This window comes from Bradyrhizobium sp. UFLA01-814 (assembly GCF_046718885.1).
Classification (GTDB): domain Bacteria; phylum Pseudomonadota; class Alphaproteobacteria; order Rhizobiales; family Xanthobacteraceae; genus Bradyrhizobium; species Bradyrhizobium elkanii.
Genome location: NZ_JAQOSR010000017.1, coordinates 23,799 through 38,377 on the forward strand (window position 1 = coordinate 23,799; position 14,579 = coordinate 38,377).

Genomic DNA, 14,579 nt, shown 5'->3' on the forward strand with positions numbered 1-14,579 from the left:
GATCACACCCTTTCCACCAATTTCTGGCCGAACAGCCCCGAGGGGCGCACCAACAGGAAGCCAAGCGCCACCACATAGGCAGCCCAGGCCTCAATTCCGCCGCCGAAGAACGGGCCGACATAGACCTCGGCCAGCTTCTCGATCGCGCCGATCAGGACGCCGCCGACGATGGCGCCCGCGACCGAGTCGAAGCCACCAAGCACCAGCACCGGCAGTGCCTTGAGCACGACGAGGGACAGCGAGAACTGCACGCCAAGGCGCGCTCCCCACAATAGGCCCGCAACCAACGCGACGATTCCCGCCGCGGTCCACACCGCCGCCCAAACACGAGGCAGGCGCAGCCCGACCGCCAACGCGGCGAACTGGTCATCGGCGACCGCGCGGAACGCGAGCCCGGTTCGGGTGAAACGGAAGAACAGCGCAAATGCTGTGACAATAGCCCCGGCTATCACCGCCGCGAACAGGTCGAACTGACTGATTAGAACGCCGCCGAGCTCGAACGGAACGTCGTCGATGCCGAGATTGAGGCCGTGGACCTGTGTGCCCCACAGAAGCTGCGCAGCGCCCTCGATCACATAGGACAGGCCGAGGGTTGCCATGAACAGCGTCATCGGCGACTGGTTCACCAGCGGTCGCAGCACCGTGCGCTCGATTGCCACGCCAAGCGCCACCATGATCACGAGCGTCGTCCCCAAGGCCAGCCAGAACGGCACACCACGCTCGGCCAGGCTCACAAAGGTGAGCGCTGCGAACAGGAGCATCGCGCCTTGTGCGAAATTCAGGACGCCTGACGTCTTGTAGATCAGCACAAAGCCGATAGCGACCAGCGAGTACATGACGCCGGACAACAGACCGCCGACGAGAACCTCGATGAAGAACTGGTAATCGAACATCAGATCACGAGCTCCGTCTCACCTTCATGGTCCACGCCAAGATACGCATCGATCACGACCTGGTCGGACCGCACCTCGCTAGGTGTGCCATCGGCGATCTTGCGGCCGTAGTCGAGAACCGCGATCCGATCGGAGAGCCCCATGACAACGCCGATGTCGTGTTCGATCAGGACGACGGTAGTGCCAAACACGTCCCGCGCATTGCGCACATGGGCCGCCAATTCCTGCTTCTCGCCCAGGGTCACACCGGCCAGCGGCTCATCCAGCAGCAACAGCTGCGGACGAGCGATCAGCGCTCTCGCGAGCTCCACCCGCTTTTGGACTCCGAAGGGAAGTCCGGCCGCGAGCTGATGCTTGACCGCATCGAGATGGAAAAACGCGATCACGTCTTCGGCGGCGGCGCGGGCCTCGGCTTCCTCGCGACGCGCCTGCGGCGTCGAGAGCATCTGCCGCACGAAGCCGGCACGCCTGCGGTGCGCGAAGCCCATCATGACGTTGTCGAGCACCGGCAGGCCCTTGAACAACGCGAGGTTCTGGAAGGTGCGCGCCACGCCATGCGCCGCAAGCCGTTCCGTCGACACCTGCGTGAACCGTTCGCTGCCGAGCCGCACGGTCCCCCGATCCGCACGATAGAGCCCGCTCACGACATTTAGCAGCGAACTTTTGCCGGCACCGTTGGGACCGATAATGGCACGGATCTCGCCCTTGGCGACGGCGAGATCGATGCCATCGAGCGCCGTGATGCCGCCGAAGTTGAGCGTGATATCCTCGAGTCTCAGCACCGGCAGGTCGACGCCCGCCGCGCGTGCGGCTGGCGCCGCGGCAGTCGAACTCCCCACCTCCCGCGCCGCCTCGATGGCGCTCTCGCGCGCCACGATCAGGGCCTCACCGCCCGCTGCCGCAACCAGGCTCATGTCCGTCCCCGGCTATTCCGCCGCCTGAACGTGCGGCTCGCTGCGGGCTTCGAGCTCGCGGACCAGCGGGATCACGTGCTTGCCGAAATACTCGACCTCTTCCTGGAAATGCAGGAAGCCGAGCAGAATCAGGTCGGCGCCGGCGCGCTTGAGGTCGATGACGCGTTCGGCGACCTGCTGTGGCGTGCCGATCAGGTTGGAGCGGAAGCCGTCGTTATATTGGACGAGATCCTGGAAGGTGGATTTGGCCCAATTGCCCTCGCGCTCGGGGCTGGCATTGCCGGCGTTCTGGACCTCGTGGTGAAAGCCGTGCACTGCATCCGGGATCGCCTTGTCGAGAATCTCCTGCAGGACGTCCTTGGCTTCGCTTTCCGTTCTCCTGACAATGCCGAAGGCATTGATGCCGATCTTGGTTCGCCAGCCCTTGCCGAAGGTCTTTTCCTTGGCCCTGATGTCATCAACCTGCGCCGCAAGTCCCTCAGGCGTATTGCCGTTGGTAAAATACCAATCGGACACCCGGGCCGCCATGTCGCGGGCCGCACGCGAGGAGCCGCCCTGGAAGATCTCCGGCAGCGGTTCGAGCGGCTTCGGCTTCAGCGAGTATTCGTTGAACCGATAGAAGTCGCCCTTGAGGGTGAAGCTGTCCTGCGTCCAGGTCCCGCGCAACGCGTTGATGAACTCTTCGGAGCGGCGGTAGCGCTCGTCGTGATCGAGCCAGGGTTCGCCGATGGCGTGAAATTCGCCGCGGAACCAGCCCGAGACGATGTTGACCGCCACGCGGGCATTGGTCAGCTGGCTGATCGTTGCGATCTGCTTTGCAGCAAGGGCTGGGTTCCAAGGCCCGGGAAGGAGCGCGGCAATCACCTTGAGCTTTTCGGTTGCTGCAAGCAGCGCATGCGAGAAGCTGACGGATTCATGCTGCTTGTCCGCGCCGTAGCCGGCGGTGAACCTGATCTGGCTCAAGGCGTAGTCAAAACCTGCCTTCTCCGCGATCTGCGCTAGCTTGCGATTGTAATCAATGTCCCAACTCGTGCGCTGCTCGATCGAAGAAATCACAAGGCCGCCAGAGACGTTTGGGACCCAGTAGGCGAACTTGATGGGCTCGTTGTTCGTGGTCATGCGGTCACCTCATGTGAGTTGGCTATGGATCAAACCGACAGCGGACTGGCGCAGGCAGCCCATCGCATGCGCCTCCTTGCTAAAGGAAAGCGAAGGCGCAATTGCTAGGATTGGATGCAGGCTACAAGGGAGAAATGTATTCGAGTTCTGCGGTGTCAGCGCAGGAACGCATAGTTAATGCAATCAACAGAGTGATGTGCGCATGGCGCGGCCAGCGCACAAGGACCTGCTTCCTCACGGACGAGAGTTTTGCAAATCATCAGCGTTCCCCTCCCATCAATCACCAGTGATTGATGCTTCATATTCCCAGAGAAGATGCAAGCCTGCGAGTCCAAGAACCACTCTTTTTCATCGCGCCTGGAAAACTCGCTTTTCTAGTTTCGAAATAAACGGCTTGTTTGTTGCCGAGCAGCTAAAATCTTTCGCTCACACGTATCTTCGCGACCTGACGGGCCAAAAGCGCCGATAGTCATCCCTTTCGTGAGACAGCTATTACAAGAGACTTTCTTCTGGGGAAGGAACTCGAGCACTCTGCCTCCGCGCATGCTCGGTCCAAACCCAACACGGTCATAGGCCCACCCTCATCCCGTTTGTCGCCTCGTTGCCCGCTCGAAAAGGGCGATCGCGACTGTGCGCCTTCAGGCAAGATGCGGCCCGGTCAACTACCAATCCAAGTCGTTGATCCAGATGACGGAACGATGTCAAAGCTATCGACGACAAACATCGGCTGGCCACACACGACGGCAAGGACTTTGCATGCGAGATCAATCCCCACAACCTGCTCTTGCCAATGGCTTCCATATTCCTCTTGCCAATGGCTTCGATCTTCGCGCCGGCTCCTCAACTCCCCAAATGCTGCGCGATCAAATCTGCTCCAGCAGCGAACTCACCTTCCTCATGGAAGCGCACGACGGCCTCTCTGCCGCGATCGCGGGCCGCGCTGGCTTCAAGGGTCTCTGGGCGTCGGGTTTATCCATTGCATGCTCTCTTGGATATCGCGATGCCAGCGAAGCGTCATGGAGCCAACTCGTCGACGCCGTGGAGCGTATCGTGGATTCGGCCAAAATGCCTGTCTTGGTTGATGGAGATGGCGGCTTTGGGAATTTCAACAATGCCCGCCTGCTCGCCCGGAAGCTCCGCCAGCGCGGCGCGGCCGGTGTCGCGCTGGAGGACAGCTGCTTTCCGAAGATCAACTCATTTATAGGCGATCGGCATCCCCTCGCCGATATCGACGAGTTCTCCGGTCGTTTGCGCGCCGTGAAGGACACAGTCGCGGACGATCTGATCCTCGTGGCACGTATCGAGGCGTTGATCGCCGGGCACGACATGGATGAAGCCATTCTACGCGCCCACGCTTACGCCGACGCGGGAGCCGATGCGATCCTCATTCACTCGCGAAAGACAGCCGCGGACGAGATCATTGCGTTTATGCGCGCCTGGCAAAACAGATTGCCAGTCGTGATCGTTCCAACGAAATACTATCGAACACCGGTCTCGGTCTATCGTAAAGCCCGCATCTCGACCGTGATCTGGGCCAATCACTCCATGCGCGCGGCAATGATGGCGATGCGACAAGTCTGCGATCGCATCTTGGCGGAAGAGAACACAGCTAGCATTGAACCTAATATTGCGACGCTCGAGGAGATCTTCGAAATGTTCAATTACAACGAACTCGCTAGTGCGGAATTGCGATACCAATCTCCCGATAGCCCGCGCCAATAGCTTTTCACCCACACAACAGCTTATCGAAGGAACCGCTCGTGATGCGATCGTCCGCGTTGATGTCACACTTCAGACGATTTTTGCGCAGAACGCACGTTTCCCTTGCTGATACTGCACATAGGATCAAATGGCGCGACGACGTCATCGATCTGTGCACTGCCGCGTATCTCGGCTCGATCCCCCCGGATATCTCGATGGTCAGTCACGAAGGGCCTACGAGTTCATGTTTCTCCTGGAGAGCCGTCGACGCGGGCGGTAATAGGCCCTCTTTAATGACGGGGTCTTCTTTCCAGGGCAGCCGTAGATCTCACGTCGCGGCAGCGACGAGAAGCAGGATTTTTGATCGACGGAAGACCTCACCTCGGCGCAACGGATACGCTTTTTGAGATCGTCGACTACCGCCCCAGCTAGAACTGCTGCTAAGGCGGCGGACGCAAACGGCGGACACTCATCGATCTAGCAGCAGGAATAATCTGGGCAGGCTGGCGCCCTCGGCCCCGCGATAATGCAATTGCTGTGAAGCGCGCTTGGTTTGATGCCGTTGGAAGCTCAAGGCCGAAACTGAATTGGCTTGTAAGATAATGACGTGAGATCACCTAAATGACCATCAACTTCCCCAGGAAGGCCGTCATTCTCGCTGCTGGTTTCGGTTCGCGCTTGCGACCGCTGACCGATCTGCGGCCCAAACCACTCGTCGAGGTCAACGGAACCCCGATACTGCACAACGCTCTGCGAAACTTGGGAGCTGTTGGCGTGGAAGAAGTGACGATCGTTGTCGGATACCGCAAAGACGCAATTCAGTATGCCTGCGGCACTCATTTCGCTGGTGTCCAAATCCACTATGTCGAGTCTTCCGTATTCGATCGCACCGGCAGCGCTTATTCCCTCTGGCTCGCGCGCGATGCACTCTTGTCGGGCGATAGCTACGTCCTGGAAGGTGACGTCTTCTTTGAGGAGGATGCGCTCCGTTACCTCAACCTGCATTCGGGCGTCGACGTTGCTGCAGTCGCTCCCTTCGACATGAAGATGCAAGGAACAGCCGTTCTGCTCTCACAAGACGGACTTATCTCGGCGTTCCGCTTGAAGCAGTCCTCAGCAAACGTGTCGCAGAGCGGACCCGCGCTTTTCAAGACTATGAATCTGCTTAAGTTCTCGCAATCCAGCCTCAGCAACATCATCGTTCCCGCGCTCGACGACATCATCGGCTCCGGTGCCACTCAAGCCTTTATAGAGGAGCTGCTTGCCTACTTGGTGGAACGACGCGGCATGCAACTTGCCGCTGCACGCTGCGACAATCTGAGATGGTACGAAATTGACAGCACCGAAGACCTGCGAATTGCGGAAGATCTTTTTTCGAGCGCGCCAACCTAGCGCCGACGGACATACGCCGAGCGGGACAGTCGACTTGAGGGGACGATGCTCAGATATCTAGTGGATCCAGCGAATGCGATGACTGCTACAGGTATCGTGATCTCGAGTACCGCAGTCTACGCAGCACTCGTAGGACATGTCGAACTAGCAACAGCATTCGGGCTATGGGCAATGCTTGCGGACCAATTCGACGGAATCATCGCGAAGCGAACGAGGCACAGGCCTGAAGACGTCGGTAAGATCGGCAAAAGCCTTGATGGCTTCTCCGACATCATCTATGGCGCGGTGCTCCCGACGATAATCTTGATGACGATTGCGGATTATTCAATCGTCACACTAGTGCTAGGTGCCGCACTCCTTTTAGCGGGCGCACTACGGCTGAGCTACTTTAGCAACTTCGGTCTTTGTGGAGGGGCCTTCACCGGATTGCCCCTTTCGTATGACCTTCCCATCATGGCAATATTGTTGCTCGCGCGACCCCATATCGGCGATTCCGCCTTTACCCCGCTGGTTCTGTGCCTGTTTGGCGTCCTCGCCTGCCTCCACGTAGCACCGGTCCGCGTCCCTGCCCCACGAGGCATAATGTACGTGGGCATTACGGCTTTCTGTCTGGCGGCTTCAATCACCTTAATCCAGCGGGGGCTCCAGTGACGCAACCCAAGGAAGTCCAATGCTAGACATTCCGAACGGCCCCGCGACGAAGTGGGGCGATTTCAGCATGAATGCGGTCGAGTACGGTCAACGCCCGCCTTATTCACCAGTTGTACTCGGCGCACTAACAAGGACGGTTGCCAGCATTTTCGGTCAGGTGGTAATAGCCGAGCTTGGTGCCGGCACCGGCAATTTGTTGCGATCTTTCGACAGCCAAGAGGTTATCGGCTTTGCCGTCGAGCCCAATGACGCAATGCGCGCTGTTGCCCATCGCCTTGCGCCTCATGAATCTCGATTCGAATGGGTGTCAGGTACCGCCGAATCTTCCCAATTGCCCGATAATTCCGCGAATTGGGTACTTCTTGGAAATGCGTATCAGTTCGTTAATCCATCCAAGATGTTCCGCGAGGCTCACCGCATTCTCCTCGAGCATGGCTTCCTGACAATTGTCTGGAATCTGAGAGACTTTAAGCGAGATCAGCTGCAGCGCCAGATCGAGGAAATGGTGAAACGCCAAGTGCCCGATCTCAAGAGAACCGGCACGTCGGTTGCGGACATAATGGATGCGGTCGACACGGAAGGCCTGTTTTCCGAATATTGCTACCTGGAAGCCGGACACGAGCAGAACTTCCTCCCCCAGCACTTCCTGGATACGTGGAAGGCGGGGCACGATGTCCCTAGCCAAGTGTCCAAAGAGGTATGGGAAGACATTTTGAGCAAAACCGCGGAGATGATTCCCAACGAACCGTTGATCCGCACGCTCTGGATCACTCGCGCCTGGACGTTTCAGGCCATCTAGCGGTTCAAACGATAATCAAAGGCACTCGTGGCTGACGCTCCGTCCATAGATCTGTCGAAGGCTATCCCGCCGACGCCGCCGGAGCTGAATTCCGGTCTCCAAGACGTGCTTGCAGAGTTCGCTAGCGAGCCGAATGTCGGCGAAAGGCTGCGACGTAACCGTATCGGCGGTAATGACGAAGATCGCGAGGCGGGGGCCGTGTGGCTTGGCCGGCGCCTTGGCGAGAAGCCATCTCACGACAGGATTATAATGGCCCATGGTACCCAGAACCTACTTGGGCTGCTTTTGCGCCATTACGTCGGCGAAAGACACACGCTTCTGGCGGAGGCACTCACCTACCCTGTACTTGTGCCGCTAGCTGCAAGGTACGGCGTCAAGGTACGTGGGGTTGCCATTGACGAAAGCGGCCTGCTCCCCGACGCATTCGAAGCTGCATGCCGACAATGGCAACCGAAGGCACTGTTCTGCAATCCGACGGTACACAATCCCACGACATCGGTCTTACCTGCTGCTCGCCGCAGATCTGTCGTCTCGATCGCGCGGCGGTACGGCGTCGTCATCATCGAAGATGACGTTCTCGGTCCGCTGCATAAAGGTGAGCCGCCTCCGCTCGCGAGTATTGCCCCTGATGTCGTCTGGTATATTCAGTCGGTTTCCAAATGCATGGCTCTAGGGCTGAAAGTTGCATTTTTGGTCGGGCCCAGCGCCCTGCATGTGCAGCAGCTCGTAGGTCCGGTGTCCAACCATTCCTTTTGGTTCCCGTCCGCCTTGGCGGCTGAGATCGCCACTCGATTGATTCTGAGTGGCCGAGCTGAAGAAATCTGCCAATCGATCGCAGATCACGCGGCGCAAAGACAGGCGATTGCACGAAAGACCTTGCGCGATTTTTCCTTTCAGAGCGAAGCGGGCGGTTTGCACATCTGGCTCAACCTTCCCTCGCACATTTCAGGCGGCACATGCGTCACAAAGGCAGCAGCCCTCGGCGTACAGATTCGGGCCGCTGAAGCGTTTTCTACTCTCGGGGAGAGCGCCAATAGCTCAATTCCACAGGCCGTTCGGATCGCTCTGACGTCGCCAAAAACGGACGCGATGTTACAAGACGGCTTGGTGCGCTTGGCATCGATCCTTTATGGCAGCGCCGACCTGGCACCTTAGCATCCTACACCAGGCGCAGCGCAAATGAGCGAGCCAACGAAAACGTCCCGGCTTGTTGGGAAGCATCTGGCGCCACCCCGCGATGAGCGCTCCTGGACCACCTTGGTGACTGCACCCTTTCTGCCTAGCGCGCTAGCTGCATTACTAGCCTATCAAGGGTTTGTACTGGCGTGGTTTGTGACATCCGTTCTGATGACCGAATTGACGGACGATCCAGTTTATATCGCCTTGGTCAATGCCGCAGTTCAGGTGCCTTTGCTGCTCGTCGCCGTTCCAGCCGGAACCTTGGCAAGCCAGTTCAATCGCCGCACTCTGCTACTCGCGGGGCACATCTCGACGGTGGCCCTCCTGTTATTCTACGCGTACGCGACCTTGCGTTTACCCCTTACACGGTGGCTGTTGATCACCATGCTGTTCTGGCTCGGCACAACGGCCTCGTTTGCGATGGCGCTTTGGCAGATTGTGGGGCCCGATCTTGTCGCTCACGCTTCGGTTCCTACCGCCACAATCTTGATATCAGGCAGTTTCAACGCTGCCCGAGCAATCGGTCCAATCATCGGAGCCACAACCATTGGTCTCTTCGGCTCGACACCCACTCTCCTGCTCAGCGCATTCTTCGTTGGGGGTGCCATCATTCTTTTGTCCATACCGAAATCTACGGCAACTAGGCTGACAGCCGCAACCCTAGAAATGCCTTCGCCAAGGATATCGTCAAATCAACATTTGAGTCCCACGTCCTTGCCTCCCCGCACATGTCAAGCCGCTCTGGTGTCAGTCTGTGGCAGTTCGGTGCCGGCTCTGCTTCCTGCCCTGGTCAAAGGCCAATACCAGAACGACATAACGATAGCGCTGGGGCTCTTGACCTCCTTTCTAGGGTTTGGCGCATTGTGCGGGATCATCGTTTCAACAATCATTCACCGCCATTTAGGGCTCGGTTCGATTTTAAAACTGACAGCCAGCTTGTTGTTTGTGCTTAACGCCGCAATTGCGATTCCGGCACCGCTTTGGCTTTTATCTGTCATCACATTCGTGTTCGGTGCCTCTTGGTTTCTATTCGGGACATCGCTGAATATCGCTGTACGAACCGAAGCACCAATTGCCCTCAAGAGTCAGCTGGTGGCTCGATTCCTGATGACGTTCTATCTTGGCACGGCAATCGGCAGCGTCCTCTGGGGCGCTCTGGCGTCTCATATCGGAGTGCACGCGGCGCTCCTTGCTGCCTCTGTCGGAAACATCATTGCAGTCGTCGTTGAAGATAGATCACGACGTAAATGCACGAACGCTTGAGCGCTGCGAAACTGACGATGTCGCGAGTATCTCCTTGAGCCCGTCGAACAGCGTGCTACCGACGTGCGTCCAATCGAGCTTGCGTTTTAGCAATCTGCAAAACAAATCGGCTGCCGCACCAGAGAGAGTAGCGAGCCGAACTATACCCTTGTTACTCCTTGGCGCGCCAAAACTCCCCCAAGCCGTCGTGCGATCTTGAGGGCGTGGCTCAGTTAGCCTTCGTAGTTCGTCTAGCTCCTCCGAGGATATCATTGTCGCGACAACCCCGAACGTCGAGTATGGAACATTCTGCAGAATCTGTAGCCGGGAGATTGGCCCGGCTCCTAGCCAACCGAAGACGCCGTCCAGGGTCGGCTGACCGCAAGTCACATAAGCGAGGGCTATGTCAGCTCCGCCTGACGCCGCATATACGGCCTTGGCCAGGAATGTAGCGAGGGGAGCAGGCCCGCCAGACCTTGCGATCAATGGCCGATCCAGATGGCCCAAGACCTCGGATTGCTCGGCGCGAATGATATTCGCGCCATGGCCCTGCCATTGCTTTCCTGTACTCCTGACCATGTGTGCGCCGACGCTCACCTCTATGGACTTGCCCGACAAGCAAACGTCCAGGATGGCAAGCTCTGCTCCGAGCGGCCACGGCTGCACGACCGGCGTGCCTCCAATGCGACCGAAATATCGTCCCAAGGTGTGGCCTGCGACAATGAGATCAACTGCCTCGTGCCACGATCTGCAACGAGAGAAGAAACCCATCGGGTCGGCACCATAGCGGCCTTCCGAAGAAAAGGCCCAGTCCACCCCCTCATGGCAGATGCACACGACCACGCTGGCGCCCGCTCGGCGCAACTCTGCCGCAGCTTCCTTGACCTGGAACGCAAGACCCTCGCCTGCTCCGGGCATCGGCCGTTCGGGGCAGATCGACCAGGACGACATGGAGGCGTGATCATGATGTGTTAGACCGATCAATCCAACCTCGCCATCCCTAGTAGCAATCATTGCGGTACCAGGAAGTCCCAAATCGACATTGGCCGACAGCAGCGGGAAGCCAAGCGCTCCACTGTGGCGGCGAAGGAAGGACGCCCCAAAGTCGAGATCATGATTGCCGACGACCGAAGCGTCGATACCCAGTTCACCGGCGGCACGAAGTCCACCAATGCCGTTTGTTGCGACGGTGAGCGCTCCACCTTGCGAGAAGTCGCCGCTGTCAAGCCATAGCGCGCTTTTTCCCGAACGTAGTTCATTAACAGCCGAGCGTAAGGATTCGCCTCCAGATAGTTCGCCATATGAGGTAGGTACAACCGCAAACGAGCCGAAGAAATCATGTGTCGTGAGAAGCCGGATGTGGCGCGTCATGACGCGTCCTGCCCGGCGATCGGGCGAGCAGGCATGCCGTCGTCAAGCAATGAGGCGAGCCGAGTAAGGCCCGATACAAGTGATTGTCGGTCCGGCGGACTACTTAACGACAATCGAATTGCAGGAGTGGAGATGCTTTCGTGAACCGCAAACTTGTCTGCCGTTCTGACCAAGACGCCTTGTTTCTCGGCAGCCTGCTGGAAGTCAAGATTAGACCAGGGACGCGGAAGGTTTAGCCAGATGTGCATTGAACCCTGGGACCCGCGAAAGCAATGTTGCCTCAATACAGATCGGGCAAGCTCGTGCCGCTCGTCCATTTCTCTTCGAATGGCTGAGGTTGCACGCTCAGCGGTGCCGTCATCGATCCATTGACACGCAATGGCTGCGTGCAGTGGTGCAGGAAACCAGCTCGAGTACCTGCGCTCTCTTTCAAGGAGCCCCTGAGCGTCGTCAACGGATGGCGCCAGGAGATAAGCGATACGCATTCCATGCGCCAAGCATTTCGTGAGCCCCATGATATACCACGTCAGGTCGGGCGCTAAGGCGGCTATCGGAGGCGGAGCCTCGGGGTGAAGCAGGCCTAGAACGTCGTCTTCAACGATGCGAATTGAGTGTTTGCGAGCAAGCGCTACTAATTCCTTTCGCCTTTCGAGCGACATCGTCGCGGTGGTCGGGTTATGAATTGTCGGATTGCAATAGAGAAGCTTGATTTGCACTGGCGACTGCTCAAGAGCCTCTGACACGGCAGCGGGATCTAACCCTTCGTCGTCGAGCGCAAGCCCCTGTAGCCGGATTTTCGTGTGGGAGGCTATGCCCTTCAGTACACCATAGGTGAAGGCCTCCGTCAGCACGGGACAATCGGATCTGGTACAATTCCGAAATAGCAAGTGCAAGGCGCTCTGCGTGCCGTTGGTCACAATGATCCGGTTCGGATCGATTGCTTCGCCAACTCTTCGGGAGAGAAGCCGCGCCCCAGTCAACCGGTCTTCTATAGTTCCACCCGCAATGCTGCCATCGAGCAGAGTACCGACGGTCGGCTGCGCGGCGAGGCTCGTTAATGCGCTCTTTAGTCCTTCCGCAATGTCTAGCGACGCGGGAGGTATTGAACGCGTGAAATCAACCGGTGCGCACGGTCGATTGTTTTGTAGATCCGAATTCGCGTTGGACGCGTTTGCACGTGTGCTTGTTTGCATTGCTTTTTAATCCTACTTCGCGGGCGGCACTGCGGCGTCCGCCACGGCCCGCAGGGCAAGGCCCGGGTTGTTCAGCACGACCCCATCGGGCCGCAAACGCTGGAGTTGAAGGAATGCATCCCGGTCTGTATCGCCTGATGGCTTTGCAAGGGAGCCGCATGTGACCATGATCCTGGCCTTCCGCCCCCTGAAATGCTCAATTCTTTCACATGTCGTCCGCGTCTTGTGCAGACGGATCCAATGACCGGGAAACAGGGCTGCGAACTCCGCGAGTTCGTCGTCGTCGTGCATCAAGGCAACCTGCCGAATGTCGGGTTCGGCTTTCCTGACTGCGACGCCGTCGGACAAACTATTGATGCCCACTATGAACCGAGCTGGGTCCGCATGCGCCACAGCAATCCTCAAGACATCTAGTTTTGAGAATTCGGCGTGTTCCTTGACGTCAAGGTAAACCGGAAGTCCAACCCCAATGAGATCCTCGATAGTTGCTAGCCCTCTACTCCAAGCCTGGAACTCTCGATACTCGACTTGCCTGACCGCAGTCATTTTCGATCGAACCGAGACTTCCTCGTCGTGCAGGCAGACAACGCGCCCATCGGCAGTTAAGCGCAGGTCTGCCTCCAGAGCATCCGCTCCGACCTGCTTCGCATGTTGAAACGCCCAGATGGAGTTAGCTGGATAACTGGCAGAGTCGCCACCATGCGCAATCACGATGGGTCGTCCCAACGTCTGGAAGCTCGCATCCCAAAAAGATTTCATAGAATTGACCGCATCGGCGTTAGGAGGTGCATCGTCCGGCATCCTCGTTCTAGGTGCCAAGCAGCGCGCCAACCTCGGTTCGCATGGAAGCGAGAGCTTCCTCGGGAGTGCGCTTCAGCGTGAGAACTGCCTGAAGGTGCCGTTTGATAGTGTCAGATATCCTAATCGAGTTTTCGCCAGGGAATGCATACCACTCGGTGAGCCGCGATAGCTGCGTTACGGCGGCCCCTTGATTGGGCCGGTCTTTCATGTAACTGCCAAGTCGGTCCGGATCTTCAAGAGCCCGTCGGTTAACGGAAACAAGACCTGTTTGCCGGCCGATGATAGTCTGCGCCTCTACGCCGAGGGCAAATTGCAAGAGTTGCCACGCTGCGCGGCGCTTACCATCGTCTTTCGTAAGTATCATGGCGACGGTACCAGCTGCGGGAACCTTGCCATCTTCCGAGCCTAGAGGTAACGGGGCCGCGTTCAGCGTAAAGACGCCATTGGCCTGCCTCTCAAGGCCCGGGAGGGCGCCACTTGAGGTGACAAGCACGCCAATTCTGCCAGCTGAGAATGCCTGGCGCGCCTGGTCGCGAGTCATGTCGACGGCGCCCTGCCCTGCTCGCGCGAATGCTCTAAGTACTCTCAGAGCCTCCAGGCCTTTCGGATCGTCGAACAAGATCACCTTGTCGTCCGGTGACATCATTCGTCCACCAAGTGTCGCGACGAGTGCCTTGTAAGTCCAGTTCCCCGTGTTGTCGTACTCGAAGAATCCCCCAACGATGCCGGGGTCCGATTGGTGAATGCGCGAGATGAGCGAAATCGTCTCCGGCCAGGTGTTCGGAAAATGATCAGAATCTGCTCCGGCCTTACGTACCAGTTCGGCGTTGTACGCAATAACCGGCGTAGAGACACCCAACGGCGTTCCGTACTGTCTTCCAACGACTTGCCCCATACCCTCAGCACCTGGAATCAAGCCCAGCGATTGGAGACTTGCCGCCGTCGCTCCCACTTCCTCAAGCGGAATGGCGAGTTTTCTGTCGACCAATAGCCGCATAAGGTTCGGGCTGATGAACAAGACGTCGGGAAGGTCGCCGACAATTGCTGACCGCAGCGTACGCTGGACCAGCTCTTCGTCTTCGCGAACAGCAGGAATCAGTTCCACAACAACCGACGGATGGTGTTGCTTGAATGCCTCGATCACCGATGCGAATGCCTGCTGATAGATCGACGGAGCGGCCGCCACTTTAATAGTGATGGTTTGGACAGGCGCCGAGATGGCCCCGTCACGTGGTCCCGTCGTAAGCAGCAGGGAGGATGAGCCGGCGAGAAGATAACGCCGTGTGAGTTTGAACATGAGTTGATCCTATGAAGTTCGCGAGCT

Annotated in this window: 13 protein-coding genes; 6 read left to right on the forward strand and 7 right to left on the reverse strand. The window is 58.1% G+C overall.

What is annotated here, in order from left to right; translation table 11 throughout:
• Window positions 1–2 precede the first annotated feature (2 nt).
• Genes PMN64_RS07890 through sfnG form a run of 3 tightly spaced genes read right to left on the reverse strand, consistent with a single transcriptional unit; the run spans window position 3 to window position 2,926 of the window.
• Window positions 3–893: a branched-chain amino acid ABC transporter permease gene (locus PMN64_RS07890; RefSeq protein WP_411780282.1), complete on the reverse strand. Its 891-nt coding sequence runs from the start codon at window positions 891–893 to the stop codon at window positions 3–5.
• The gene (locus tag PMN64_RS07895) at window positions 893–1,807 is read right to left on the reverse strand and encodes an ABC transporter ATP-binding protein (RefSeq protein ID WP_411780283.1); all 915 of its coding nucleotides are present in this window, start codon (window positions 1,805–1,807) and stop codon (window positions 893–895) included. The genes PMN64_RS07890 and PMN64_RS07895 overlap by 1 nt, the downstream gene beginning before the upstream one ends.
• A gap of 12 nt (window positions 1,808–1,819) precedes the next feature.
• Window positions 1,820–2,926: a dimethylsulfone monooxygenase SfnG gene (gene sfnG, locus PMN64_RS07900; RefSeq protein WP_411780284.1), complete on the reverse strand. Its 1,107-nt coding sequence runs from the start codon at window positions 2,924–2,926 to the stop codon at window positions 1,820–1,822.
• An 852-nt stretch (window positions 2,927–3,778) separates the two neighbouring features.
• Here sfnG and aepX point away from each other — a divergent pair.
• From aepX to PMN64_RS07930, 6 genes are all read left to right on the forward strand, one after another.
• The gene (aepX, locus tag PMN64_RS07905) at window positions 3,779–4,648 is read left to right on the forward strand and encodes a phosphoenolpyruvate mutase (protein ID WP_411780329.1); all 870 of its coding nucleotides are present in this window, start codon (window positions 3,779–3,781) and stop codon (window positions 4,646–4,648) included.
• Between the two features lie 600 nt (window positions 4,649–5,248).
• Window positions 5,249–6,019, forward strand: a complete 771-nt coding sequence (locus tag PMN64_RS07910) for a phosphocholine cytidylyltransferase family protein (RefSeq protein ID WP_411780285.1) — start codon at window positions 5,249–5,251, stop codon at window positions 6,017–6,019.
• Window positions 6,020–6,064: 45 nt separating this feature from the next.
• Window positions 6,065–6,670, forward strand: a complete 606-nt coding sequence (locus tag PMN64_RS07915; RefSeq protein ID WP_411780286.1) for a CDP-alcohol phosphatidyltransferase family protein — start codon at window positions 6,065–6,067, stop codon at window positions 6,668–6,670.
• A gap of 19 nt (window positions 6,671–6,689) precedes the next feature.
• Window positions 6,690–7,469 carry a class I SAM-dependent methyltransferase gene (locus tag PMN64_RS07920; protein ID WP_411780287.1) on the forward strand — a complete coding sequence of 260 codons (780 nt, stop codon included), beginning with the start codon at window positions 6,690–6,692 and terminating at the stop codon, window positions 7,467–7,469.
• Between the two features lie 27 nt (window positions 7,470–7,496).
• Window positions 7,497–8,624: a PLP-dependent aminotransferase family protein gene (locus tag PMN64_RS07925; RefSeq protein ID WP_411780288.1), complete on the forward strand. Its 1,128-nt coding sequence runs from the start codon at window positions 7,497–7,499 to the stop codon at window positions 8,622–8,624.
• Window positions 8,625–8,729: 105 nt separating this feature from the next.
• Entirely contained in the window at window positions 8,730–9,911 is a 1,182-nt protein-coding gene (locus PMN64_RS07930) for an MFS transporter (protein ID WP_411780289.1), read from the forward strand.
• On the opposite strand, the gene PMN64_RS07935 is transcribed toward PMN64_RS07930, so the two are convergent.
• From PMN64_RS07935 to PMN64_RS07950, 4 genes are read right to left on the reverse strand one after another with little or no spacing between them, the layout of a single operon-like run.
• Complete coding sequence (locus PMN64_RS07935; protein ID WP_411780290.1) at window positions 9,885–11,261, reverse strand: hypothetical protein; 1,377 nt, start codon at window positions 11,259–11,261, stop codon at window positions 9,885–9,887. The two genes, PMN64_RS07930 and PMN64_RS07935, sit on opposite strands and share 27 nt — an antisense overlap.
• Window positions 11,258–12,454: a PLP-dependent aminotransferase family protein gene (locus PMN64_RS07940; RefSeq protein ID WP_411780291.1), complete on the reverse strand. Its 1,197-nt coding sequence runs from the start codon at window positions 12,452–12,454 to the stop codon at window positions 11,258–11,260. Before PMN64_RS07940 ends, PMN64_RS07935 begins: the two co-directional genes overlap by 4 nt.
• Window positions 12,455–12,466: 12 nt before the next feature.
• Window positions 12,467–13,255 carry a glycerophosphodiester phosphodiesterase gene (locus tag PMN64_RS07945; protein WP_411780292.1) on the reverse strand — a complete coding sequence of 263 codons (789 nt, stop codon included), beginning with the start codon at window positions 13,253–13,255 and terminating at the stop codon, window positions 12,467–12,469.
• Between the two features lie 7 nt (window positions 13,256–13,262).
• On the reverse strand, window positions 13,263–14,552 hold the full coding sequence (locus PMN64_RS07950) for an extracellular solute-binding protein (protein ID WP_411780293.1): 1,290 nt from the start codon (window positions 14,550–14,552) through the stop codon (window positions 13,263–13,265).
• Window positions 14,553–14,579: the final 27 nt, after the last annotated feature.

Excerpts from the sequence above, each read along its gene's own strand:
- PMN64_RS07915 (WP_411780286.1), top strand. The coding sequence starts at position 6,065 with ATGCTCAGATATCTAGTGGATCCAGCGAATGCGATGACTGCTACAGGT.
- aepX (WP_411780329.1), top strand. The coding sequence starts at position 3,779 with ATGCTGCGCGATCAAATCTGCTCCAGCAGCGAACTCACCTTCCTCATG.
- PMN64_RS07950 (WP_411780293.1), bottom strand. The coding sequence starts at position 14,552 with ATGTTCAAACTCACACGGCGTTATCTTCTCGCCGGCTCATCCTCCCTG.
- PMN64_RS07935 (WP_411780290.1), bottom strand. The coding sequence starts at position 11,261 with ATGACGCGCCACATCCGGCTTCTCACGACACATGATTTCTTCGGCTCG.
- PMN64_RS07890 (WP_411780282.1), bottom strand. The coding sequence starts at position 893 with ATGTTCGATTACCAGTTCTTCATCGAGGTTCTCGTCGGCGGTCTGTTG.
- PMN64_RS07940 (WP_411780291.1), bottom strand. The coding sequence starts at position 12,454 with ATGCAAACAAGCACACGTGCAAACGCGTCCAACGCGAATTCGGATCTA.
- PMN64_RS07910 (WP_411780285.1), top strand. The coding sequence starts at position 5,249 with ATGACCATCAACTTCCCCAGGAAGGCCGTCATTCTCGCTGCTGGTTTC.
- PMN64_RS07945 (WP_411780292.1), bottom strand. The coding sequence starts at position 13,255 with ATGCCGGACGATGCACCTCCTAACGCCGATGCGGTCAATTCTATGAAA.
- PMN64_RS07895 (WP_411780283.1), bottom strand. The coding sequence starts at position 1,807 with ATGAGCCTGGTTGCGGCAGCGGGCGGTGAGGCCCTGATCGTGGCGCGC.
- PMN64_RS07920 (WP_411780287.1), top strand. The coding sequence starts at position 6,690 with ATGCTAGACATTCCGAACGGCCCCGCGACGAAGTGGGGCGATTTCAGC.
- sfnG (WP_411780284.1), bottom strand. The coding sequence starts at position 2,926 with ATGACCACGAACAACGAGCCCATCAAGTTCGCCTACTGGGTCCCAAAC.